This window comes from Streptomyces sp. NPDC035033, from assembly GCF_040636735.1.
In the GTDB taxonomy this organism is placed as follows: domain Bacteria; phylum Actinomycetota; class Actinomycetes; order Streptomycetales; family Streptomycetaceae; genus Streptomyces.
The window spans coordinates 1-22,130 of the sequence record NZ_JBEZUZ010000054.1 but is presented as its reverse complement, the minus strand read 5'-3'; the positions used below and the strand labels follow the sequence as shown (position 1 = coordinate 22,130).

Annotated in this window: 22 protein-coding genes; 17 read left to right on the top strand and 5 right to left on the bottom strand. The window is 74.9% G+C overall.

Annotated elements, in window-relative coordinates:
- The first annotated feature begins 396 nt into the window (after positions 1-396).
- The gene (locus AB0E83_RS21775) at positions 397-1,611 is read left to right on the top strand and encodes a DUF6777 domain-containing protein (protein WP_362114171.1); all 1,215 of its coding nucleotides are present in this window, start codon (positions 397-399) and stop codon (positions 1,609-1,611) included.
- Between the two features lie 31 nt (positions 1,612-1,642).
- On the opposite strand, the gene AB0E83_RS21770 is transcribed toward AB0E83_RS21775, so the two are convergent.
- Positions 1,643-1,843, bottom strand: coding sequence for a hypothetical protein (locus AB0E83_RS21770; protein ID WP_362114168.1), 201 nt, complete (start codon positions 1,841-1,843; stop codon positions 1,643-1,645).
- 150 nt (positions 1,844-1,993) lie between these two features.
- Here AB0E83_RS21770 and AB0E83_RS21765 point away from each other — a divergent pair, with 150 nt between their 5' ends.
- Both AB0E83_RS21765 and AB0E83_RS21760 read left to right on the top strand, forming a co-directional pair.
- Positions 1,994-3,463 carry a PLP-dependent aminotransferase family protein gene (locus tag AB0E83_RS21765; RefSeq protein ID WP_362114165.1) on the top strand — a complete coding sequence of 490 codons (1,470 nt, stop codon included), beginning with the start codon at positions 1,994-1,996 and terminating at the stop codon, positions 3,461-3,463.
- Positions 3,464-3,527: 64 nt separating this feature from the next.
- Complete coding sequence (locus AB0E83_RS21760) at positions 3,528-4,031, top strand: FBP domain-containing protein (protein WP_362114162.1); 504 nt, start codon at positions 3,528-3,530, stop codon at positions 4,029-4,031.
- Positions 4,032-4,092: 61 nt separating this feature from the next.
- On the opposite strand, the gene AB0E83_RS21755 is transcribed toward AB0E83_RS21760, so the two are convergent.
- Positions 4,093-5,277 carry an acyl-CoA dehydrogenase family protein gene (locus AB0E83_RS21755; RefSeq protein WP_362114159.1) on the bottom strand — a complete coding sequence of 395 codons (1,185 nt, stop codon included), beginning with the start codon at positions 5,275-5,277 and terminating at the stop codon, positions 4,093-4,095.
- Positions 5,278-5,469: 192 nt separating this feature from the next.
- Here AB0E83_RS21755 and AB0E83_RS21750 point away from each other — a divergent pair, with 192 nt between their 5' ends.
- From AB0E83_RS21750 to AB0E83_RS21730, 5 genes are all read left to right on the top strand, one after another.
- On the top strand, positions 5,470-6,654 hold the full coding sequence (locus tag AB0E83_RS21750; protein ID WP_362114156.1) for a CoA transferase: 1,185 nt from the start codon (positions 5,470-5,472) through the stop codon (positions 6,652-6,654).
- A gap of 76 nt (positions 6,655-6,730) precedes the next feature.
- Positions 6,731-7,402: a GntR family transcriptional regulator gene (locus AB0E83_RS21745; RefSeq protein ID WP_362114153.1), complete on the top strand. Its 672-nt coding sequence runs from the start codon at positions 6,731-6,733 to the stop codon at positions 7,400-7,402.
- 90 nt (positions 7,403-7,492) lie between these two features.
- Positions 7,493-8,056 carry a 3'-5' exonuclease gene (locus AB0E83_RS21740; protein WP_362114150.1) on the top strand — a complete coding sequence of 188 codons (564 nt, stop codon included), beginning with the start codon at positions 7,493-7,495 and terminating at the stop codon, positions 8,054-8,056.
- Positions 8,057-8,136: 80 nt separating this feature from the next.
- Entirely contained in the window at positions 8,137-8,730 is a 594-nt protein-coding gene (locus AB0E83_RS21735) for a TetR/AcrR family transcriptional regulator (protein ID WP_362114147.1), read from the top strand.
- Positions 8,731-8,863: 133 nt separating this feature from the next.
- Positions 8,864-10,939 (top strand): discoidin domain-containing protein, encoded by a 2,076-nt coding sequence (locus AB0E83_RS21730; RefSeq protein ID WP_362114144.1) that lies wholly within the window; start codon positions 8,864-8,866, stop codon positions 10,937-10,939.
- A gap of 69 nt (positions 10,940-11,008) precedes the next feature.
- Here the strand turns inward: AB0E83_RS21730 and AB0E83_RS21725 are convergent, their stop codons facing one another.
- Complete coding sequence (locus AB0E83_RS21725; protein WP_362114141.1) at positions 11,009-12,286, bottom strand: YncE family protein; 1,278 nt, start codon at positions 12,284-12,286, stop codon at positions 11,009-11,011.
- A gap of 176 nt (positions 12,287-12,462) precedes the next feature.
- On the opposite strand from AB0E83_RS21725, the gene AB0E83_RS21720 reads away from it, so the two are divergent.
- Positions 12,463-13,059 (top strand): CBS domain-containing protein, encoded by a 597-nt coding sequence (locus AB0E83_RS21720; protein WP_362114138.1) that lies wholly within the window; start codon positions 12,463-12,465, stop codon positions 13,057-13,059.
- Between the two features lie 73 nt (positions 13,060-13,132).
- On the opposite strand, the gene AB0E83_RS21715 is transcribed toward AB0E83_RS21720, so the two are convergent.
- Positions 13,133-13,432 (bottom strand): DUF1876 domain-containing protein, encoded by a 300-nt coding sequence (locus tag AB0E83_RS21715; protein WP_362114135.1) that lies wholly within the window; start codon positions 13,430-13,432, stop codon positions 13,133-13,135.
- Positions 13,433-13,650: 218 nt separating this feature from the next.
- Here AB0E83_RS21715 and AB0E83_RS21710 point away from each other — a divergent pair, with 218 nt between their 5' ends.
- The gene (locus tag AB0E83_RS21710) at positions 13,651-13,938 is read left to right on the top strand and encodes a hypothetical protein (RefSeq protein ID WP_362114132.1); all 288 of its coding nucleotides are present in this window, start codon (positions 13,651-13,653) and stop codon (positions 13,936-13,938) included.
- 35 nt (positions 13,939-13,973) lie between these two features.
- Here AB0E83_RS21710 and AB0E83_RS21705 read toward each other — a convergent pair whose 3' ends face one another.
- Positions 13,974-14,756 carry an SAM-dependent methyltransferase gene (locus AB0E83_RS21705; RefSeq protein WP_362114129.1) on the bottom strand — a complete coding sequence of 261 codons (783 nt, stop codon included), beginning with the start codon at positions 14,754-14,756 and terminating at the stop codon, positions 13,974-13,976.
- A gap of 323 nt (positions 14,757-15,079) precedes the next feature.
- Between AB0E83_RS21705 and AB0E83_RS21700 the strand changes: the two genes are divergently transcribed.
- From AB0E83_RS21700 to AB0E83_RS21670, 7 genes are all read left to right on the top strand, one after another.
- Positions 15,080-15,949: a hypothetical protein gene (locus tag AB0E83_RS21700; RefSeq protein WP_362114126.1), complete on the top strand. Its 870-nt coding sequence runs from the start codon at positions 15,080-15,082 to the stop codon at positions 15,947-15,949.
- Positions 15,950-16,074: 125 nt separating this feature from the next.
- The gene (locus AB0E83_RS21695) at positions 16,075-17,349 is read left to right on the top strand and encodes an MFS transporter (RefSeq protein ID WP_362114123.1); all 1,275 of its coding nucleotides are present in this window, start codon (positions 16,075-16,077) and stop codon (positions 17,347-17,349) included.
- Between the two features lie 80 nt (positions 17,350-17,429).
- Positions 17,430-17,900 (top strand): MarR family transcriptional regulator, encoded by a 471-nt coding sequence (locus tag AB0E83_RS21690; protein WP_362114120.1) that lies wholly within the window; start codon positions 17,430-17,432, stop codon positions 17,898-17,900.
- A 168-nt stretch (positions 17,901-18,068) separates the two neighbouring features.
- A complete protein-coding gene (locus tag AB0E83_RS21685) occupies positions 18,069-19,658 on the top strand; it encodes an MFS transporter (RefSeq protein ID WP_362114117.1) in 1,590 nt (529 codons plus the stop codon).
- A 350-nt stretch (positions 19,659-20,008) separates the two neighbouring features.
- Positions 20,009-21,001, top strand: a complete 993-nt coding sequence (gene dhaK, locus AB0E83_RS21680) for a dihydroxyacetone kinase subunit DhaK (protein WP_362114114.1) — start codon at positions 20,009-20,011, stop codon at positions 20,999-21,001.
- Positions 21,002-21,065: 64 nt separating this feature from the next.
- Positions 21,066-21,635 carry a dihydroxyacetone kinase subunit DhaL gene (gene dhaL / locus AB0E83_RS21675; RefSeq protein ID WP_362114242.1) on the top strand — a complete coding sequence of 190 codons (570 nt, stop codon included), beginning with the start codon at positions 21,066-21,068 and terminating at the stop codon, positions 21,633-21,635.
- On the top strand, positions 21,632-22,036 hold the full coding sequence (locus tag AB0E83_RS21670) for a PTS fructose transporter subunit IIA (RefSeq protein WP_362114111.1): 405 nt from the start codon (positions 21,632-21,634) through the stop codon (positions 22,034-22,036). The genes dhaL and AB0E83_RS21670 overlap by 4 nt, the downstream gene beginning before the upstream one ends.
- Positions 22,037-22,130: the final 94 nt, after the last annotated feature.

The following is a 22,130-nucleotide window of genomic DNA, read 5'->3' as shown; positions in this document are numbered from 1 at the left end:
GCAGCCTGGCCGCCCTCCGGGTACCGGTCTCCGGCAACCGGGCGGCCGGGGGCGCGGTGGGGCCGGCCCCCGGGGAGGGCGGCTGCGGGTGCGGGGCTTCCGTACGGCGCCCAGAATGGCGCCGTACGGAAGAAAGGGAAAAACGTGACTTCCCACCCGCCGCCGTCCGGACCTCCGTCGGTTCCCCCCTCCGGTCCGCCCACGGGCCCGCCCTCGGGTCCGCTGTCCGGCGCGGCCACCCGCCCCGGGGCCGCCGGGCCCCCGCCCACGCCGCCCCACGGCGGTTCCGGCGGAGGAGGAGGCGGGGGCGGCGGGGGCGAAGGAGGAGGCCCCGGGGGCGGCGGCGGGTCCCACTACGGCGGCGAGAGGGGCGGCGGGCCGCCGTGGTGGCGGTCGGTGCCGAAGATCGCCTCGCTCACCGCCGTCGTCGTCGCGGCCGCCGCGCTCACCGTGGTGCTCGTCGGACGGTCGGACGACAAGGGCGACACCGCCGGGTCCGGCGGCAGCGGGGAGGTCTTCCTGCAGAACACCTCCGCCTCCGGCCCCGACCCCTTCACGGCCTCCACGGCCCGCACGGACAGCGCCTCCGGAGCGGCCTCGCTGCCGCCGCGCACCGGTACGGCGGAGGCCGCCACCCCGCGAGTGTCGGGCTCCACCCCCGGCCTGTACGGCGGTACGCGCGAGACGGCGAGCTGCGACGTGGAGCGGCAGATCCGCTACCTCTCCGCGGAGCCCGCCAAGAACGCCGCCTTCGCGAGGATCCTCGGCCTGGAGGCGAACGCGGTGCCGGGCTACCTCCGCTCCCTGACGCCACTCCAGCTCCGGGTGGACACCCGGGTGACCAACCACGGCTTCAAGGACGGCGCCGCCACCACGTACCAGGCGGTCCTCCAGGCCGGGACCGCCGTCCTCGTCGACAGCCGGGGCGTGCCCCGGGTGCGGTGCGCCTGCGGCAACCCGCTGGCCGAGCCGGTGGCCCAGCGGGAGCCGCGCACCACGGGCACCCCGTGGCCGAACTACCAGGCCTCCCAGGTCGTGGTCGTGGCCCCCTCGGTGACGGTGGTCGACGTGTTCGTGGTGTACGACCCCGAGCGGGACTCCTGGTTCGCGCGGAAGCACGGCGACACCGGGCGGCACGACAAGCCGACCCCTCCGCCGCCCCGCCCCACGCCGACCACCACCTCCCCGGCGCCGTCGGGCACCCCGACCTCGCCGGCGCCGTGCGTGACGGTGACCGGCGACGAGACGCCGAAGCCGGTCGACGGCGTGACGCCGTCCCCGTGCCCGCCCACCCTCTCGCCGACGGCGACGACGTCCACGCCGACCCCGTCGACGGACTCCTCGTCCCCCACCTCCGAGCCCCCTTCCGACACCCCGTCGGACTCGCCCTCGGACTCGCCGCCGGACTCCCCCTCCGACCCCCCGCCGGACTCGCCGTCGGACGACCCCGGCACGACGACCGACGAAGCCCCGACGGACGGGACGGAGACCACGACCACCGACACCACGACGGGCACGACCACCGGCGGGACGGACGGGCGTTCCGCGTCGGCCTCCTCCGGTCTGTCGCCGCTGGTCCCCTCCTCCGGATCCGCCCCGGTCACGGGCTGAGGCCCCGCGCCCCGCGGGGGCGCTCCGGGGGTCACACGGCGCCCTCCGCCGGCCGGGCGGCGGGCCGATGGCGGGCCGTGGACCGGAGGGCCGGCCGGGCGGCGGGCCGGTGGGGGCGGAGGGTGGCGCGCAGGGTGCGCAGCCAGGTGCCCACGGGCAGCGGGCGGGCGGCCGGCTCCTCGGCGCGCCGCTGCCAGAGCCGCTCGTCGCGGTCGGTGAAGTGCGTGGTCATGGGGCTCCTCCCGGTCGCGCGGACCGTGGACCGGCCGCGTGGAATGCGAAGGTGGCCGGTGGTCGGCCCCGTCCGGAGCACTACCGAGCCACTGAGGGAAGTCTGTAGCCTTATTGGACTGGACAGCAGAGCCAATAAGGAGTGATTGGCATGGCAGAGGGCCGCGTGGTCCACACCGTGGACCGGACCCTGACGGGCCGCCAGCTCGCCTCGCTGCTCACCCCGCCGCCGGAGGGCCGGTTCGGCTACCGCGAGCTCGCGCGCGCGGTGCGGGAGGCGCTGCTCGACGGGCGGGTGGCGCTACGGCTGCGGCTGCCCGCCGAGCGGGAGCTCGCGCAGGTCCTGGAGGTGAGCCGGACGACGGTGACGGGGGCGTACGACCTGCTGCGGGAGAGCGGGTACGCGCACAGCCGGCGGGGCGCGGGGACGTGGACGGCGCTGCCGGACGGGCAGGCGCCGACCGTGCCGGGCCTCTTCCCGGACCAGTCGGACGAGGTGATCGACCTGGCGATGGCCGCGCCGCAGGGGCCGCGGGCCGAGCTGGCGGAGGCGCTGGCGGAGGCCTCCGCCGAGCTGCCGCGGTACGCGGCGGCGCCGGGCTACCACCCGTACGGCCTGCCGGAGCTGCGGGCGGCGGTGGCGGAGCGGTACACCGCGCGGGGGCTGCCGACGCGGCCGGAGCAGATCCTGGTGACGACGGGGGCGCAGCAGGCGCTGTCGCTGGTCCTCGCGCAGTTCGGGCGGCCCGGCGACCGGGTGCTGGCGGAGAACCCCTCGTACGCGAACGCGCTCGACGCGATGCGGGGCCGGGGGATGCGGGTGACGCCGGTGCCGGTGACCGAGGCCGGGTGGGACACCGGGCTCGTGGACGCGGCGCTGCGGCAGACCGCCCCGCGGCTGGCCTATCTGATCCCCGACTTCCACAACCCGACGGGCCGGCTGATGCCGCGCGAGCAGGGGCGGGAGCTGGCGCGGGCGGCGCGGGCGACGGGGACGTGGCTGGTGGTGGACGAGACGCTGACGGACATGGCGCTGGACGTGCCGGCCCCGGCGCCGTTCGCGGCGGCGGCCGGGACCGGCGGCGGGGAGCAGATCGTCTCGCTGGGCTCGCTGAGCAAGAGCTGCTGGGGCGGGCTGCGGGTGGGCTGGGTGCGGGCGTCGGCGCGGGTGGTGACGGAGCTGACGCGGACCCGGGTCACGGCCGATCTGTCGGGTTCGGTCCTCGACCAGCTGGTGGCGGTGGCGCTGATGCGGCGCCTGGAGCCGATCGTCGCCGCGCGCCTGGCGGAGCTGCGGCGGCGCCGGGAGGCGCTGGGCACGGCGCTGGCCCGGCACCTGCCGGAGTGGCGGTGGTCGGTGCCGCCGGGCGGGATGTGCCTGTGGATCGACCTGGGGCGGCCGGTGGCGACGCAGCTGGCGGCGCGGGCGCTGCGGCACGGGGTGCGGGTGGAGGGCGGGGCCCGGTTCGGGGTGGACCCGGGGACGCACGAGCACCGGCTGCGGATCCCGTACACGCTGCCGGAGGAGGTGTACGAGCCGGCCGCGGAGCGGCTGGCGGCGGCCCTGGAGGGGGCGCCGGGGCGGTTCACGGACCCGGCGCTGCCGGAGTGGGTGGCGTAGCTCCCGGCCCGCACCGGAAATATCGGGATGCCCCGGCGGCGGGGATGCCTGTACGGTCCAACGAGTGGAACCGTTGACCGAGAAAGAGATCCGTTCGTCGTTCGTGAACGCGACGAAGGGGGATGCCGCGCGGCTGAAGCTGCCGCTGGACTTCGCCGAGACGCCCTGGGAGGACCTGGACTTCCTGGGGTGGGTGGACCCCGGAGCGCCGCTCCGCGCCCATCTGGTGGTGCGCCGGGAGGACGGGCCGCTCGGGGTGTCCCTGCGGGTGCCCGCGACGGGCCGGACCAGCGCCGTGAAGACGAGCATGTGCCAGATCTGCATGACCGGGCACGCCTCGTCGGGCGTCACCCTGCTGGCCGCCCCGCTGGCCGGGGCCCGGGGCCGGGAGGGGAACACGGTCGGCGTCTACGTCTGCGCCGACCTGGCCTGCTCCCTCTACCTGCGCGGGAAGCGCGTCCCGAAGCTGCGGGGGCTGCGGCACGAGGAGACCCTGTCCCTGGAGGACCGGGTGGCCCGCGCCATGGGGAACCTGGACGCGTTCCTCGCGCGCGTGACGGCGGGCTGAGCGACGGGCGGGTCAGCGGGGGCGGCCTGGACCGCCCCCGCCCGCCGGTCGCCCGCGCGGGTCAGCGGAACGCCTGCTCGCCGGTGAGCGCCTTGCCGATGACGAGGGAGTGGACCTCGCTGGTGCCCTCGTAGGTGAGGACGGACTCCAGGTTGTTGGCGTGGCGCAGCACGGGGTACTCCAGGGTGATGCCGTTGGCGCCGAGGATCGTGCGGCACTCGCGGGCGATGGCGATGGCCTCGCGGACGTTGTTGAGCTTGCCGACGCTGATCTGTTCGGGGGTGAGCTCGCCGGCGTCCTTGAGGCGGCCGAGGTGGAGGGCGAGCAGCATGCCCTTGCCGAGCTCGACGGACATGTCCGCGAGCTTCTGCTGGGTGAGCTGGTACGAGGCGAGGGAGCGCGCGAAGACGGTGCGGTCCTTCGCGTAGGAGATCGCGGTCTCCAGGCAGTCGCGGGCGGCGCCGAGGGCGCCGAAGACGATGCCGAAGCGGGCCTCGTTGAGACAGCCGAGCGGGCCGGAGAGGCCGCGGGCGCCGGGCAGCATCGCGTCGGCGGGGAGCCGGACGTCCTCCAGGACCAGTTCGGCGGTGACGCTCGCCCGCAGCGACAGCTTCATCGTGATCTCGGGGGCGCTGAAGCCGGGGGTGCCGGCCGGGACGAGGAAGCCGCGGACGCCCTCCTCGGTGCGGGCCCAGACCACGGCGACGTCGGCGACGGAACCGTTGGTGATCCACATCTTGGTGCCGTTGAGGATCCAGTCGTCGCCGTCCCGCTTGGCGTTGGTCCGCATCGCGCCCGGGTCGGAGCCGGCGTCGGGCTCGGTGAGGCCGAAACAGCCGATGTACTCGCCGGCCGCCATCTTCGGCAGCCACCGCTGCTTCTGCTCCTCGGAGCCGTGCTTCCAGATCGCGTACATCGCGAGCGAGCCCTGCACGGAGACGAGGGAGCGCAGGCCGGAGTCGACGGCCTCCAGTTCCATGCAGGCCAGGCCGTACGCCACGGAGTTGGTGCCCGCGCAGCCGTACCCCTCCAGGTGCATGCCGAGCACGCCCAGCCCGCCGAGGGTGCGGGCGAGTTCGCGGGCCGGGATCTCGCCCTTCTCGAACCAGCCGGCGATGTGCGGGCGCAGTTCGCGGTCGGCGGCGGCGCGGACGGTGGCGCGGATCTCGCGCTCCTCGTCGCTGAGCAGGCCGTCGACGGCGAGGAGGGCGAGGGGGTGGGTGGGGGTGGACGGCGAGGACTTCACGGGCGGCCTCCTGGCGGCTGTGGCGAGGGTCGTGCTCGGCGTGGCGTGCCGAAGCGTAACCACAGATTGGATTTTGGATCCAGTATTGAAAATCCGATCTCCGGCCCCTACGGTCCCGATTGGATCCAATCTCCAATCTCCTGGATCCCCTCTCCTGGATCCACCGTCCGATGCCACCGAGGGAGCACGGGAATGCACACGGACCACCCCCACGAGACCGGCCCCGGCGCCCTCTCCGGGCTCGTCGTCGCCGACTTCGGCCGGGTCCTCGCCGGGCCGTACATGACGATGCTCCTCGCCGACCTCGGCGCCGACGTCATCAAGATCGAGCGGCCGGGCGCCGGTGACGACACCCGCGCCTGGGGGCCGCCCTTCGCGGACGGCCGGGCCACCTACTTCCTCGGGGTCAACCGCAACAAGCGGTCCGTCGCCCTCGACCTCGCCGACCCCGGCGACCTGGCCGCGGCGCGGGCGATCGTCGACCGCGCCGACGTCCTGGTGGAGAACTTCCGGCCGGGCACCATGGAGAAGCTGGGCCTCGGCTTCGAGGAGGTCCGCCGCACCAACCCCGGCCTCGTCTACTGCTCGGTGACCGGCTTCGGCACCGACGGCGGCGCCGCGCTCCCCGGCTACGACCTGCTCGTCCAGGCCATGGGCGGTCTGATGAGCGTCACCGGCGAACCCGGAGGACAGGGGACGAAGGCGGGCGTCGCCCTCGTCGATGTCATCACCGGCCTCCACGCCGGACTGGGCGTCCTCGCCGCCCTGCGCCACCGCGAGCGCACCGGCGAGGGCCAGCGCGTCGAGGTCTCGCTGCTCGGCTCGCTGCTCTCCGCGCTCACCAACCAGGCCTCCGCCCACCTCGGCGCCGGCGTCGTCCCGCGCGCCATGGGCAACCGCCACCCGAGCATCACCCCGTACGAGGTCTTCGAGGCCCGGGACCGGCCGCTGGTCCTGGCGGTCGGCAACGACCGGCAGTTCCGGGCGCTGTGCGAGCGGATCGGCCTCCCCGGCCTGGCCGAGGACGCCCGCTTCGCCACCAACACGGCCCGGGTCGCCCACCGCAAGGAACTGACGGCCGCGCTGGCCGGGCCGCTCGCCTCCCGCACCGCCGACGCCTGGTTCGAGGAGCTGACCGCCGCCGGCGTGCCCTGCGGCCCGATCAACGACCTGGCGGGCGCCTTCGCGCTCGCCGACCGCCTGGGACTCGGCGCCCGGATCCCGGAGGAGGCCGCCGGCCCCGGCCAGGTCGCCCACCCGGTCCGCTTCGGCGCCACCCCGCCCTCGTACCGCTCCGCTCCCCCGCGCCTCGGCGAGCACACCGCCGAGGTACTGGCCGGAATCCCGCCTGTGGACAACGCGACCGGGCGGTCCTGATCCGTAGGAAGATGGCGGTCACCGACGGCGACGGCAGCCGCCGGTGCGCGAGGAACGGCGACGGAAGGTCGGATCGATGAGCGGCGTGGTGGAGAGGCGACGGCCCCAGACGGCCCAGCAGTTCGTCCTGGAGGAGGTGCGGGCCGCCATCACCAGCGGTGAGCTCCGCCCGGGCGCGCCCATCCGGCAGGACGCCCTCGCCGCCCGGCTGGAGGTGAGCCGCGTCCCGCTGCGCGAGGCGCTCAAGGCCCTGGAGGCCGAGGGCCTGGTCGTCCACCACATACACCGCGGCTACTTCGTCGCCGAGCTGTCCCTCGCCGACCTGGAGGAGATCTACCGCATCCGCGCCCTCCTGGAGACGGAGGCGGTCCGCCGCGCCATGGACGTCGGCCCGGAGGACCTCACTGCGACCCTGGAGGAGATCCAGCGCGAGGTCGAACGGGCCGCCCGGGCCGGCGACGTGACGGCCATGGCCGAGGCCAACCGCCGCTTCCACTTCACCCTGATCGACGCCTGCGGCATGCCCCGTCTGGTCCGCATGATCACCACCCTGTGGGACTCCACGGACGCCTACCGCTCCCTCTACTACACCGACCCGGGCCACCGCGCGCAGGCCGTCCACGAGCACCGCGCCGTCCTCTCCGCCCTCCGCGAGGGCGACAAGGCCGCCGCCGTCCACTGGCTCGACGACCACCGGGCCCACGCGGTGGCGGCCCTGCGCGCGGTCCTGACCCCGAAGGAGGACTGAGGCGAGCTGAGGAAGACCGGGGGGCCGGGGGACCGGGGCCACGGGAAAATCCGGATGCCCGCGGCCGGGCGGCCCTCCTAGGCTCCGTCCATGGACTCCCCTTCCCTGATCAACGTCGTCGACGTCGAGGCGACCTGCTGGGACACGACGCCCCCGCCGGGCGAGGTCAGCGAGATCATCGAGATCGGACTGACCGTCGTGGACCCGGTCGCCGGCGAACGGGTCGGCCGCCACCGGATCCTGGTCCGCCCGGCCCGCTCGCGCGTGAGCGCCTTCTGCACCGAACTGACCGGCCTGACCCAGGCCGAGGTGGAGACCGGCGTCGACTTCGCGACCGCCTGCCGGCTGCTCTCCCGCGACCACGCCGCCGGCACCCGCCCCTGGGCGAGCTGGGGCGACTACGACCGCAAACAGTTCACCCGCCAGTGCGAGGCCACCCGCACCCCGTACCCCTTCGGCCGCCGCCACACCAACGCCAAGGCCGTCTTCACCGAGGCCCACGCCCTGCGCAGGTGCCCCGGCATGGCCCAGGCCCTCACCCACGCCGGCCTCCCCCTGGAAGGCCGCCACCACCGCGGCGAGGACGACGCCTGGAACATCGCCGCCCTGATCCTGCACCTCGCGGACCGGGGCGCCTGGCCGCCGGCGGGCTGACCGCCGGACCGGCCACCGGCCTCCCGGTCCGCCGCCAGGAGGCTGCGGTTACCCTGGCGCCCCGGAAACGAGGAGGAAGCATGGGGCGGATGCCGTCGGCGGAGCGACGCCGGCAGCTGGTCGAGGCGGCGATCAGGGCGATGAGCCGGGACGGCGTGGCCAGGACCACCACGCGGTCGATCTCCGCCGAGGCCGGGGTCTCGCTGAGCGTCTTCCACTACTGCTTCGACTCCAAGCAGGCCCTGCTCGAAGCGGCCATCGAGACCATCATCGGCGACTACGTGGCGCGGGTGAGGAAGGCGGTCGAGCCGCGGGCGACCCTGCGCGAGACGGTGCGGGCGGCGCTGCGGGCGTACTGGGAGGACGTCACCGCCCATCCGGAGCACCACATGCTCACGTACGACCTCACCCAGTACGCGCTGCGCGAGCCGGGCTTCGAGCACCTGGCGCGCGCCCAGTACGAGCAGTACGTGCGGTCGGCGACGGAGCTGGTGGAGCAGGTGGGGGCGGTGCGCGGGGAGGAGCCGAAGGTGCCGGTGGGGACGCTGGCCCGGCACCTGGCGGCGGCGGTGGACGGCATGACGCTCCAGTACCTGGTCCTGCGGGACGAGGAAGCGGCCGAGGACCAGCTGGAGTTGACGGCCGATCAGCTGGTGCGGCTGATCGAGGGGTGACGCCGGGGCGGGGGCGGCGGCGGGGTCCCCGATCGTCAACAGGTCATTTGACCCGGACCCTTGACTCGGTCCTCCGGCACCGCGATCCTCGGGGCGCCCGGTACTCCCCCCACCGACCGGAGGCTTCGCGACCATGCCCCCACCCACGACCCGGAACACCTCCTCCTTCCGCGGGACACGCCGCCTCGGCCTCGTGTCCCTCCTCCTCGCCCTCGCGGCGGTGCTCTTCGGCGCCGCGCCCGTCCCCGCGGCCGGTTCGCCGTGGTGGGAGCCGACCGCGCGGCCGGCGACCGATTCCCAGGTCAACGCCACGGGCGCGCCGTTCACCGGCACCGACGCCCAGGGGCGGGTGCGCGGTTTCGTCGACGCGCACAACCACGTGATGTCCAACGAGGGCTTCGGCGGGCGGCTGATCTGCGGCAAGCCGTTCTCGACGGCCGGCGTGGCGGACGCCCTGAAGGACTGCCCGGAGCACTACCCGGACGGTTCCGGCGCCCTCTTCGAGAACCTCACCGGCGGCGCGAACGGCACCCACGACCCGGACGGCTGGCCCACCTTCGCCGACTGGCCGGCCCACGACTCGCTGACCCACCAGCAGAACTACTACGCCTGGCTGGAGCGGGCCTGGCGCGGCGGGCAGCGCGTGCTCGTCAACGACCTCGTCTCCAACGGCCTGTTGTGCTCGATCATGCCCCGGGACCGGGGGTGCGACGAGATGGAGGCCATCCGCCTGGAGGCCCGGAAGACCTACGAGATGCAGGACTACGTCGACGCGATGTTCGGCGGCCCGGGCAAGGGCTGGTTCCGCGTCGTCACCAGCGCCGACCAGGCGCGGTCGGTGATCGAGCAGGGCAAGCTCGCCGTCGTCCTCGGGGTGGAGACCTCGGAGCCGTTCGGCTGCAAGCAGATCCTCGACGTGGCCCAGTGCGACCGGGCGGACATCGACCGCGGCCTGGACGAGCTGTACGGGCTCGGGGTGCGCAGCATGTTCCTGTGCCACAAGTTCGACAACGCGCTGTGCGGCGTCCGCTTCGACAGCGGCACGACGGGCGTGGCGGTGAACATCGGCCAGTTCCTGTCCACCGGCACCTTCTGGGCGACCGAGAAGTGCGCGGGCCCGCAGCAGGACAACCCGATCGGGCTCGTCGCGCCCGCCGCCATGGCGGAGAAGCTGCCGGCCGGGGTGAGCGTGCCGGGCTACGCCTCCGACGCGCGCTGCAACACCCGGGGGCTGACCCGCCTGGGCGAGTACGCGCTCCGGGGCATGATGGAGCGGGGCATGATGCTGGAGCTCGACCACATGAGCGTGAAGGCGGCCGGCCGGGCGCTGGACATGCTGGAGGCCGAGGAGTACCCGGGCGTGCTCTCCACGCACAGCTGGATGGACCTCGACTGGACCGAACGGCTGTACAAGCTGGGCGGGTTCACCGCTCCGTACATGCACGGCGCCGGCGGCTTCATCGGCGAGGCGAACGGGAAGGCCGAGCTGCGCGAGAAGTACGGCGTCGGCCTCGGGTACGGCACGGACATGAACGGCGTCGGCGGCTGGCCCGGCCCGGTGGGCCCCGACGCGCCGAACGCGGTGACGTACCCGTACCGCAGCTTCGACGGCGGCACCGTGCTCGACCGGCAGGTGACCGGCGAGCGGACCTGGGACCTCAACACGGACGGCGCCGCGCACGCCGGCCTGGTGCCGGACTGGATCGAGCAGATCCGGCGCACCCCGGGCGGCCCCGCCGTCATCGACGACCTGGCGCTCGGCGCCGAGTCCTACCTGCGGACCTGGCGGGCGACCGAGCGGCACGAGCCGGGCGTGAACCTGGCGTCGGGCAGGCCCGCTTCGGCCAGTTCGACCGAGTGGCACCCGTTCACGAGCTACGCCTCCGGGCGCGCCTTCGACGGGGACACCGGGACCCGCTGGGCGAGCGACTGGTCGGACGACCAGTGGCTCCGGGTGGACCTGGGCGAGGTCCGGCGGGTCGGCCGGGTGACCCTGGACTGGGAGCGGGCGTACGCCCGCCAGTACCGGATCGAGGTCTCCGAGGACGGTGAGGCCTGGCGGACGGTCTGGTCGACGGAGGCGGGGGACGGCGGTTACGACACGGCCGAGTTCGCCTCCACGCCCGCCCGGTACGTACGGATCCACGGGGAGCGGCGGGCCACGCAGTGGGGCTACTCGCTCCACGAGGTGACGGTCGCCCGCTCCTGAGCGGACGACGAGGAGGGGCCGGCCGGATCGAGGGCGATCCGGCCGGCCCCTCCGCCACGTGACGAGAGGTCAGTTCCCCGTGGGGGAGACCCAGTCGGCGGGGACGCGGGCGAGCCTGACCCGCTGGGGGTGGTCGCCGACGGCCACCGAGGCGACGCGCTCGCCGGTGGCGAAGTCGATGGCGCTGACCCGGTCGGAGCCGCTCTCCGAGACGACGCAGGACCGGCCGTCGCCGCTCACCGTGGCCCAGTAGGGCTTGTCCGCCGGCACCAGCGGGCCCTCCTGGAGGGTCTCGCGGTCGACGACGGTGGCGTAGTCGTCCATGGTGCCGGCGACACAGAGCTTGCGGCCGTCCGGGCTGATCGAGAGGCCGTGGTGGCGCGAGTCGTTGACCCAGGTGGTGCGGTCGGGGTCCGTGGCGGGGTTGCCCGGCAGGTTCTTCAGCCGGGTGACGCGGTCGCTCTCCACGTCGTACTCCAGGAAGCCGTTGAGGAAGGAGACCTGGAAGTAGAGCTTCTTCTCGTCGGGGGTGAGGACGAGGGGGCGGACGGCGTCGGAGAGGTCGTCGCGGCCGAAGGCGTCGAGGCGGGGGCGCATGTCGATGACGCGGACCGTCTCGAAGGTGGTGGCGTCGACGACGGTGATCTTCCGGTCGCCCTTGGTCCAGTCGAGCCAGGGCGCGTCGAGGGCGGTGGTGACCTCGCCGATCGACATGTTCCACAGCCGTCCGTCGGAGGTGAAGACGTTCTCGTGGGGCTTGGCGCCGGTCTTGAAGGAGCCGACCTGGCGGCCGGTGGCGATGTCCAGGACGTGGACGGTGTCGGCGGTGGAGGCGGAGACGGCGACACGGGTGCCGTCGGGCGAGACGGCCATGTGGTCGGAGCGGTGACCGGCCACCGGGAAGCGCCAGTTGATCCGGCCGGTGCGCAGGTCGAGGGAGACGACGTCGGCGAAGCTGGGGCGCGAGACGACCATGGCGGTGCCGTCGGGGGTGGCGTACATGTCGTCCACGAACTGGTCGTGGCCCTCGCCCGGGCCGTTGCGGACGCCGAGGAAGAACGCGAGCTTGACGGGGTTGAGGTAGATCTCGCGGAGGCGCTCCTCCTTGTCCGGGATCACGTTCACCCGGCCGATGCGGTGGAAGTCGCCCCGGGCGGCGATGACATCGGCGGTGCCGTCCCAGTTGTTGCCGACGAACATGACCTCGCGCAGGGGCGCGTCGGCGGCGCCGGCCGGGGCGGACGGGGGCGCGGCGGCGGCCGGGGCGAGGAGCGAGAGAGAGGCCGTGAGGGAGGCGGCGAGGGCGACCGCGAGGCGACGGGTCCGGGTCGTACGAGCCGAGGGCATGGGGGGCCTTCTTCCGTGTGGGGACAGCGACTTACCGGAGGTAACCGGCAGGTAACCACGGACCCGTCCCACCCACAAGACGTCTTCCGCACCCCTGTTCCCCACCCCGCCCGTCTCCCCCGGGCGGCGGATGCGGGATCATGGAACCATCACCCGCAGAAGGGACGGAACGGACGATGAGGCACCGCAGTGTCGCGGACCTGATGACCCCGACGGCGGTCTCGGTCCAGCGCGGGACCCCGTTCAAGGAGATCGCGCGGCTCCTCGACGAGTACGGCATCACGGCGGTGCCGGTGGTCGACGAGGAGAACCGGCCGGTGGGCGTGGTCTCCGAGGCGGACCTGCTGCGCCGGCACACCGCCAAGGACGGCCCCAGCACCGCCGAGGCGATGATGTCCAGCCCGGTGCACACCGCCCGCCCCTCCTGGACGGCCGTGGAGGCCGCCCGGGTGATGGAGCGGCACCGGGTCAAGCGGCTGCCGGTCGTGGACGCGGGCGGCCGGCTCATCGGCGTCCTCAGCCGCAGCGACCTGCTCCAGCTCTTCCTGCGCCGCGACCGCGCGATCCAGGAGGAGATCCGCGAGGACGTCGTCATGCGCATCCTCGGGCTCTCCCCCGCGGCGCTCCACATCGACGTCGACGAGGGCCGCGTGACCCTCAGCGGCACCGTGCACCGGCAGGACCTCGTCCGGCTCCTGGTGCGGCTGTGCGAGTCCGTCGACGGGGTGGTCGAGGTCGTCGACCACCTGACCGTGGAGCCGTCTCAGGGGTGAACGGCCCGCCGGGCGCGGTACGGCTCCGCGGGCGGGTGCCCGCGGAGCCGTACCGCACGGGGTGGCGGGCTCCTCAGGAGACCGCCTCCGGCCAGCCGTATCCGGGGCCCGTGCGGCCGGGCACCGTCCCGGCGCCCGCCGCCTCCATCTCGCGGTTCGCCTCCCGCATCAGCTGTCCCGCCAGGTCCTTCATCGCCCGGCTCGCGGCGAGCTCGTCGCCGATCACCGGCACGTCCGTGTCCGACGGGTTGCAGCGGGCAGAACCGTGCCCGGTGAAGGTCGCCGTCCCCGTGTCGAGCCGTGCCTCGGCCCTGGTCCGGCCCGCCTCCTCGTTCAGTTCCAGGCCGACCTTCCACTCCAGGTTCCGCGTCATGGTCTGCCTCCTCGCATGCCGTCCGGCGCCGCCGGTGCCGCACGGCGCCGGGGCGCTGCTCCCCCGTCCCTTCCAGGATCCGCCCACCGGGCCGGGAACGCACGAGGGGGGACGCACGGGGCGGGCGGTACGACGGGCCGTGCCTGGAGGCGCGTGTTCCGCCCCGGCGGCGCGGGAACCACCCCCGGACCGACACTTCACGGCGAGGGGGAACCGCTATGGCCGGCCGGTTCGGCACGCGCAGGCGACTGGAGGCGCTCCAGACGGCCGTGGCCGGTCTGGGGGTCCCCGCGAGCCTGGGCATCGGCGTGGTCCTGACCGCGCACGGCCTGCACGTCGGCATCGGCCTCGCGGCGACGGCGCTCGTCCTCATGGCCACGGCGGCCACGCTCGCGAAACTGGACGCCCGGCTGTCCCGCCACCCCGCCCCGCCCTCGCGGCGGAGCCGCCCGCGCCGCCCGGGCGACGGGGGCGGTGACGGTGGCGGCGGCGACGGGAGCCCCTGAGGCGGCGCGGCGTCAGGAGCCCCCGCGCCGCGTCCTCACTTGCGGCCGACGCCCGCGTACATCGCGACGTCCGGCACCACGGTCTCCGGCCGCCACGCGGAGCAGGACACCACGCCCGGCTCCAGCAGCTCCAGGCCGTCGAAGTAGCGGGCGATCGCCTCGGGGGTGCGCTGGGTGAGCTTCGGGGTGCCGTGCTCGTTCCAGAACGCCACCGCCGCGTCGACGTCCGGCATGTCGGGGCGGGTGACCGTGTGGGACAGGACGAGGTGGCTGCCGGGCGCGAGCGCGTCCATGAGCCGGCGGACGATTCCGTACGACTCCTCGTCGTCCTCGACGAAGATGACGACCCCGAGCAGCATCAGCGCGACCGGCTTCGTCAGGTCGAGCGTCTCCGCCGCGGCGGCCAGGATCGCGTCGACGTCCCGCAGGTCCGCGTCCAGGTAGTCCGTCCGTCCCTCCGGCGTCCCGACGAGCAGCGCGCGGGCGTGCGCGAGCACGAGCGGGTCGTTGTCCACGTACACGACCCGCGCGTCGGGGGCGACGCGCTGGGCGACCTCGTGCGTGTTGTCGGCGCTCGGCAGCCCCGTCCCGATGTCCAGGAACTGCCGGATGCCCTCCCGCTCGGCCAGGTGCCGCACCGCCCGGCCCAGGAACAGCCGGTCCGCCTTCGCGTACTCCCCGATCCCGGGGTGCAGCTGCCGGATCCGGTCCCCCGCCTCCCGGTCGACCGGGTAGTTGTCCTTGCCGCCGGTCCAGTAGTTCCAGATCCGGGCGGTGTGCGGCCGGGAGGTGTCGATGCGCGATTCGATGTCGGTCACCCCCTCAACGTAACGCAGCGCTCCCGGCAACTCCCCCGCGCCCTCGGTCGGTTGTCCCGGCGTTCACCTCGCCGCCGGGTCCCCGTGGCCGGCGCGTGCGGGGCCGGAGGCCGGTCCGGCGGAGGCGGTGGTCCCCGCGGCGCGGACCGCCGGCGCGGCGCCCGGCCTCTCCGCGGTCACGCCCGGCCGCCCGGGGCCTCGCCCCGGGGACCCTCCGCGAAATTTTCTCCACCATCCCCGGAATACCCCCGGGGGGTATATGGTTGTGATCGTCGTCCCGACCGGGACGGCACCGGAAGCCTCGGCACGCCAGAGGAGACGTCATGAACGACCACGCCAGCCACGCCAGCCACATCGGTCACGCCGGTCACGCCGGTCACGAGGAGGGCGGCCACGGAAGTCACGGCGGGGGCCGGCCCGGCGGACTGTCGGTCTCGGAGGACGGGTACACCCTCGAACTCGACGCGACGGTCCTCACCGCCGGCACGCGGCGGATCGACTTCAGGGTGACCGGCCCCGACGGGCTGCCGGTGACCGAGTACGTCCCCGAGCACGAGAAGGAACTGCACTTCATCGCCGTCCGGCGGGACACGACCGGGTTCCAGCACGTGCACCCGGTGCGGGACGAGAAGGGCACCTGGAGCACCGAACTGGCCCTGGAGCCCGGGGACTGGAGGTTCTTCACGGACATCCACCCGGTCGGCCACGACGGGACCCTGACGCTGGGGATCGACGTCGCCGTCGCCGGACCGTACGCCCCGCGGCCGCTCCCCGAGCCCACCGGAACCGCGCGGACCGGCGCGTACACCGTCGCGCTCGACGGCGCGCTCGTGCCCGGCGAGGCGAGCGAACTGACCCTCACCGTCAGCCGGGACGGCCACCCCGTCACCGACCTGCAGCCCTACCTGGCCGCGTACGGACACCTGGTGGCGCTGCGGGTCGGCGACCTGGGCTACCTCCACGTCCACCCGGAGGGCGCGCCCGGCGACGGCGTCACCGCGCCGGGCCCCGCCATCACCTTCGTGGCGGTCGCGCCCTCGGCCGGCACCTACCGGCTGTACCTGGACTTCCAGCACGACGGCGTCGTCCGGACGGCCGAGTTCACGGTGGAGACCACCGCGGCCGGACACGGGAACCACCCCCAGGAACACCACGGCCACCACGCGCACCACGGCCACCACGGCCACCACTGACCACCCGCCGCCCACCCCACGGACGGAAGCGACCCCTTGTCCCGCCATCTCCCCGCCTGTACGCGCGGGGCGCGGCCTCCGCCCCGGGGCCGCGCCCCGCCGCACGGACACGGAAGGAACCCGCCATGCGCCTGTTCGCCCTGCGCGACTACCGCCGTCTGTTCGGCGCCCAGGTCATCGCCCTGTTCGGCACCGGGCTGACCACGGTGGCCCTCGGTCTGCTCGCCTACGACCTCGCCGGTCCGCGCGCCGGCGTGGTGCTCGCCACCACCCTGACCATCAAGATGGTCCTGTACGTGGTCATCGCGCCCCTGGCCGCCGCGTACGTCGACCGGCTCCCCCGGAGAACGTTCCTGTTCCTCCTCGACGTGATCCGCGGCGCGGTGGTCCTGGCCCTGCCGCTGGTCTCCGAGGTCTGGCACGTCTACGTGCTGATCGGCCTGCTCCAGGCCGCCTCCGCGGCCTTCACCCCGACGTTCCAGGCCGTCATCCCCGACATCGTGCCCGACGAGGCCGCCTACACGCGCGCCCTGTCCGCCTCGCAGGTCGCCTCCACCATGGAGAGCCTGCTCAGCCCCGTCCTGGCGGCCGTCGCCCTGACGTTCCTGAGCTTCGACCGGCTGTTCCTGGGCACCTCCGCCGGATTCCTCGCCTCCGCCGCGCTCGTCCTGTCGGCGCGCGTCCCCGACGCCCGTCCCAGCGGCCGCGCCGGGGCGTGGGAGAAGGCGGCGGCCGGGATCAGGACCTTCCTCGGGACTCCGCGGCTGCGCGGCGTCATGGCGCTGAACCTCGCGGTCGCGGCGGCCGGGTCGATCGTCGTCGTCAACACCGTCAACCACGTCCGCGACGGGCTCGGCGGCTCCCAGGCTGACGTCGCCCGGATGCTCGCCGCCTCCGGCGCCGGAACCCTCCTGGCCGCGCTGGTCCTCCCCCGCGTCCTCGACCGGGTCGCCGCCCGCACCGTCATGACGACCGGGGCCGGGGTCCTCGTCGGCGCCACGACCGCCGCGGTGACGCTCTCCGCGGCCGGCCTCGCCACGTGGACCGGCACGGCGGTCGTCTGGGCCGCGATCGGCGTCGGCATGGCGCTGGTCATCACGCCGACCGGCGCGGTCCTCCGCGCCTCCGTCGGACGGAACGCGGTCCCCGGGGCGTTCGCGGCCCAGTTCTCCCTGTCGCACCTGGCCTGGCTGATCACCTATCCGATCGCCGGGTGGCTCGGCACGGCCGCCGGCCTCACCCTCGCCTGGTCCGTCCTCGCGGCCCTCGCCGGGGCGGGGGCGGCCGGCGCCCTCCTCCTCTGGCCGCGCCGCGACGGACGGGCCACCAGGACCGGCCTCCCGGCACCCGCCCGCCCCGCGTCCGCCCCGGACCGGTCCACCCTGGCCAAGGCCGCGTGAAGCGCCGCGACCGCGCCGGCGGGCGCCCCCGCGGAACAGGTCTCTTGACATAGCTATGAGCTCATAGTTAAATGCCCTCCATGCTCCCACCCAGCGCGTCCGCGCAGGACAACGACCGCACGGCCGCCGGCCTCGCGGCCTGCCTGCCCGCGCTGGGACGGGCGCTCGAACGGTACGTCGATCAGGACTACCCGCACCCCAAGCCCTCCGAGGGCCAGCTCGCCCTGCTGCGCCACGTCGCGGCACAGGACGGCACCACCGTCCGGGCGGCCGCCGAAGCGCTGCTCATGAAGCCGAACAACGTCAGCGCCCTGGTCACCCAGCTCACCGACCAGGGCCTGCTGGTGCGCCGTCAGGACCCCGCCGACAAGCGCGTCGCGCACCTCCATCTGACGCCGGTCGCCGCGCGGCGGCTCGGCGAGGTCGCGCAGATCATGAGCGCCCGCGTCGGCCGGGCCCTGCGCACGATGACCGACGGTGAGCTCGACGCGCTCGGCTCCGCGCTCGGCGCCCTCCAGAGCCTCGACCGGCACCTGCACGGCACGCACTGATCCGGCCCCCGCCCGCACCGTCCGGGCGGCCCCGGTGCCGTGTCGGCGCCCCGCTCCCCTTTCCCCCTTCGCACGCGCACGCGCATGCGCACGCGCGGCCGCGTCCGGCCCGGCCGTGAAGCCCGCGGCCGCGTCGGCACGCCCCGAACCGAAAGACCCGACACCGCCATGCCTTCCGTCGGCACGCTCGCCGAACCGTCCCACCGCCCGCCCACCGGACCGTCCGCCCCCGACCGGCGCTCCCGCCCGTGGCTCGTCCTGATCGCCGTGGCCTTCGGCCTCTTCATGGTCGGCCTCGACGGATCCGTCGTCGCCATCGCCAACCCCGAGATCGGGCGCGACCTCCACGCCTCCACCTCCGACCTCCAGTGGGTCACCAACTCCTACCTGCTCGCCCTCGCCGCGGCCCTCATCCTCGGCGGCAAGCTCGGCGACCGCTTCGGCCGGCGCACCTTCTACCTCGTCGGCGTCGCGGGCTTCACCCTCGCCTCCGTCGCCATCGGCCTGGCCGGATCCGTCGAGGGCGTCATCGCCTTCCGCGCCCTCCAGGGCTTCTTCGGCGCCCTGCTGATGCCCAACACCCTCGGTCTGCTGCGCGCCGTCTTCCCGCCGAAGAAGTTCGGCATGGCCGTGGGCGTCTGGGCCATGGTCTCCTCGGTCTCCACCGCCCTCGGCCCCATCGTCGGCGGCCTCCTCGTCCAGCACGTCAACTGGGAATCCGTCTTCTTCATCAACGCCCCCATCGGCGTCCTCGCCCTCGTCTTCAGCGCGGCCGTCCTCCCCGGGAGCCGGAACGAGGCCGCCGCGCGGGAGACGTTCGACGTCCTCAGCGTCGTCCTCCTCGCCGCGGGCCTGCTCCTGCTCGTCTTCGGCGTGGTCAAGGGAGAGACCTGGGGCTGGACCTCCGCCGGCACGCTCGGCGCCATCGCCGCCGGCCTCCTGGTCCTCGTGGCCTTCGGGTGGTGGCAGACCCGCGTCGCCTCGCCCCTGCTGCCCATGCGCCTGTTCCGCAACCCGGCGCTCACCATCGGCACGCTCATCACCGCGCTGAACTTCTTCGTCCTGCTCGGCGTGATCTTCTTCGTCATGATCTACCTGCAGAACGTCCGCGGCTTCACCCCCGTCGAAGCCGGCGTCCGCACGCTGCCGCTGAGCCTGGCCTCGGTCGTGGCCTCCCCGCTGGGCGCCGCCCTCACCGACCGGTTCGGCCCCCGCCTCACCATGCCCCTGGGCATGGTGCTCCAGGGCGCCGCCTGCTTCGCCATGCTCGGCTGGGACGCCCACGCGTCCTACGCCCTCCTGTGGCCGCCGTTCGTCGCCCTGGGCCTCGGCGTCGGCATGGTCATGGCCTCCTCCTCCGACGCCATCGTCGGCAACGCCCCCGTCGAGGACGCCGGCGTGGCCGGCGGCCTCCAGGCGACCGCCCTCCAGATCGGCGGCGCCCTCGGCACCTCCGTCCTCGTCTCGCTGATCAGCAGCCGGGTCGGCACGACGCTCACCGGGGAACTCACCGCCGCCGGGACGCCGGGCCCCGTGGCCGAAGGGCTGCTGGCGGCGAAGGACGCCGTGGCCATGGGCATCGCGCCCGTCCCGGACGCCCTGCCCGCCGCCCTCCGGACGGCCGTCACCGAGGGCAGCCACCAGGCCTTCATGAACGGCGTCCACACCTCGGTCCTCGTCGCGGGCACGCTCTGCGCGCTCGGTGCCGTCCTGGCCGCCACCGGCGTGAAGCGCCCCCGGGACGCCGGACGCCCCTGAACCGCCCCACCACGGACCGGGCGGCCCTCTCGTCGACGAGAGGGCCGCCCGGGGCGCCGGGGGGCGCCCCCGCCCGCGCCCGGGGCGGGGCGGAGCCCCGGGGGGGCCCGCCCGGTCCGCTTCGGCGCGCCGCCTCCGGCGCCGGGAGCGGTCCTCAGCCCGGGAGCTCCCCCGGCGGAGATCGGGGGCGCGCTCCGCTCGTCCGCGAGCCGCGCATCCGCCGGATCTGCGTGACCTTCGCCGCCGCAAGGCCGATACTGCCCCCAGGGGGCGGATCGGCCCCGCCCGCGACGCCGGGGACCGCCACGGCCGGCTTTCCCCCTCCCTGCCAGCCGCGTGAGGAGACACCGTTGAGAATGCTGATCAACGTGCCGGAGACCGTCGTCGCCGATGCCCTGCGGGGCATCGCCGCCGCTCACCCCGAACTGACCGTGGACGTCGAACGGCGGGTGGTGGTGCGGCGGGACGCGCCGGTGGCGGGGAAGGTGGCGCTGGTGTCGGGGGGCGGGTCGGGGCACGAGCCGCTGCACGCCGGGTTCGTGGGGCCGGGGATGCTGGACGCCGCCTGCCCCGGGGAGGTGTTCACGTCGCCGGTGCCGGACCAGATGGTGCGGGCCGCCGCGGCGGTGGACAGCGGGGCGGGGGTGCTGTTCGTGGTGAAGAACTACACCGGGGACGTGCTCAACTTCGAGATGGCGGCGGAGCTCGCCGAGGACGAGGGCATCCAGGTGGCCAAGGTCCTCGTCGACGACGACGTGGCGGTGACCGACAGTCTGTACACGGCGGGGCGGCGCGGGACCGGCGCCACCCTCTTCGTGGAGAAGCTGGCCGGGGCGGCCGCCGAGGAGGGCGCGCCTCTGGAGCGGGTGGAGGCGGTGGCCCGGCGGGTGGTCGGACGGTCGCGGTCGTTCGGGGTCGCCCTGAGCGCCTGCTCGACGCCGGCGAAGGGCGGTCCGACCTTCGAACTTCCGCCCGGTGAGCTGGAGTTGGGCGTCGGCATCCACGGCGAGCCGGGGCGGGAGCGGCGCTGGATGATGACCGCGGGGGAGATCGCGGAGGTCGCCGTCGACGCCGTCCTGGACGACCTGCGGCTGTCGGACCCGGTGCTGCTGCTCGTGAACGGGATGGGCGGGACGCCGCTCCTGGAGCTGTACGGGTTCAACGCGGAGGTGCGGCGGGTGCTGGCCGCGCGCGGGGTGCCGGTGGCGCGGACGCTGGTCGGGAACTACGTGACCTCGCTCGACATGGCGGGGTGTTCGGTGACGGTGTGCGCGGCGGACGAGGAGCTGCTGCGGCTGTGGGACGCGCCGGTGTCGACGGCCGCGCTGCGCTGGGGCCGGTGAGCGGGGCGTGGGAGAGGGGACGGACGTGACGGAGACGTACGGTGCCGGGTTCGCGGTGCGGTGGATGGCGGCCGCGGCGGAGACGGTGGACCGCGAGGCCGGCCGGCTGACCGAACTCGACGCGGCGATCGGCGACGCGGACCACGGCGCCAACCTGCGGCGCGGTTTCGCCGCCGTGGCCCGGGTCCTGGCGGAGGAGCCGCCCGCGACGCCGGGCGCGGTGCTGGTGGCCGCCGGACGGCAGCTCATCTCGACGGTGGGCGGGGCGTCCGGGCCGCTGTACGGGACGCTGCTGCGGCGGGCGGGCAAGGCGCTGGGCGAGGCCGGGGAGGTCAGCCGGGCGGAGCTCGCGGAGGCGCTGGCGGCCGGGGTCGCCGCGGTCGGGCAGCTCGGCGGGGCGGCGCCGGGCGACAAGACGATGCTGGACGCGCTGACGCCGGCGGTGGCGGCGCTGCCGGGGTCGTTCGCGGCGGCGCGGGCGGCGGCGGAGGAGGGCGCGGCGGCGACCGTCCCGCTGCGGGCCCGCAAGGGCCGGGCCAGCTACCTCGGCGAGCGGTCGGTCGGGCACCAGGACCCGGGGGCGACGTCCTCGGCCCTGCTCTTCGCGGCGCTGGAGGAGGTGGCCGCCGGATGAGCGGGGAGAGGGTCGGGATCGTCCTGGTCTCGCACAGCGCGGCCGTCGCGACGGCCGTGGCGGAGCTGGCCCGCGGGCTGGCCGGCGGGGACCCGGCGCCGGTCGCGGCGGCGGGCGGCGCCCCGGACGGCGGCCTCGGCACGAGCGCGGAGCTGATCGCCGCGGCGGCGAGGTCCGTGGACGCGGGGGCCGGGGTGGCGCTCCTGGTGGACCTCGGGAGCGCGGTCCTCACGGTGAAGGCGCTGCTCGCGGAGGGCGGCGAACTGCCGGAGGGCGCGCGGCTGGTGGACGCGCCGTTCGTCGAGGGCGCGGTGGCGGCCCTGGTGACGGCGAGCGCCGGTGCCGGTCTGGACGAGGTGGCGGCCGCGGCCTCGGAGGCGTACGCCTACCGCAAGGAGTGAGGGGCGGGGGGGGGGGGGGGGGGGGCCCGCGGGGGGTCTCGGGGCGCCCCCCCCCCGCGGGCCGCACGGGCCGCTGCGGGGCCGGCGGGGGTGG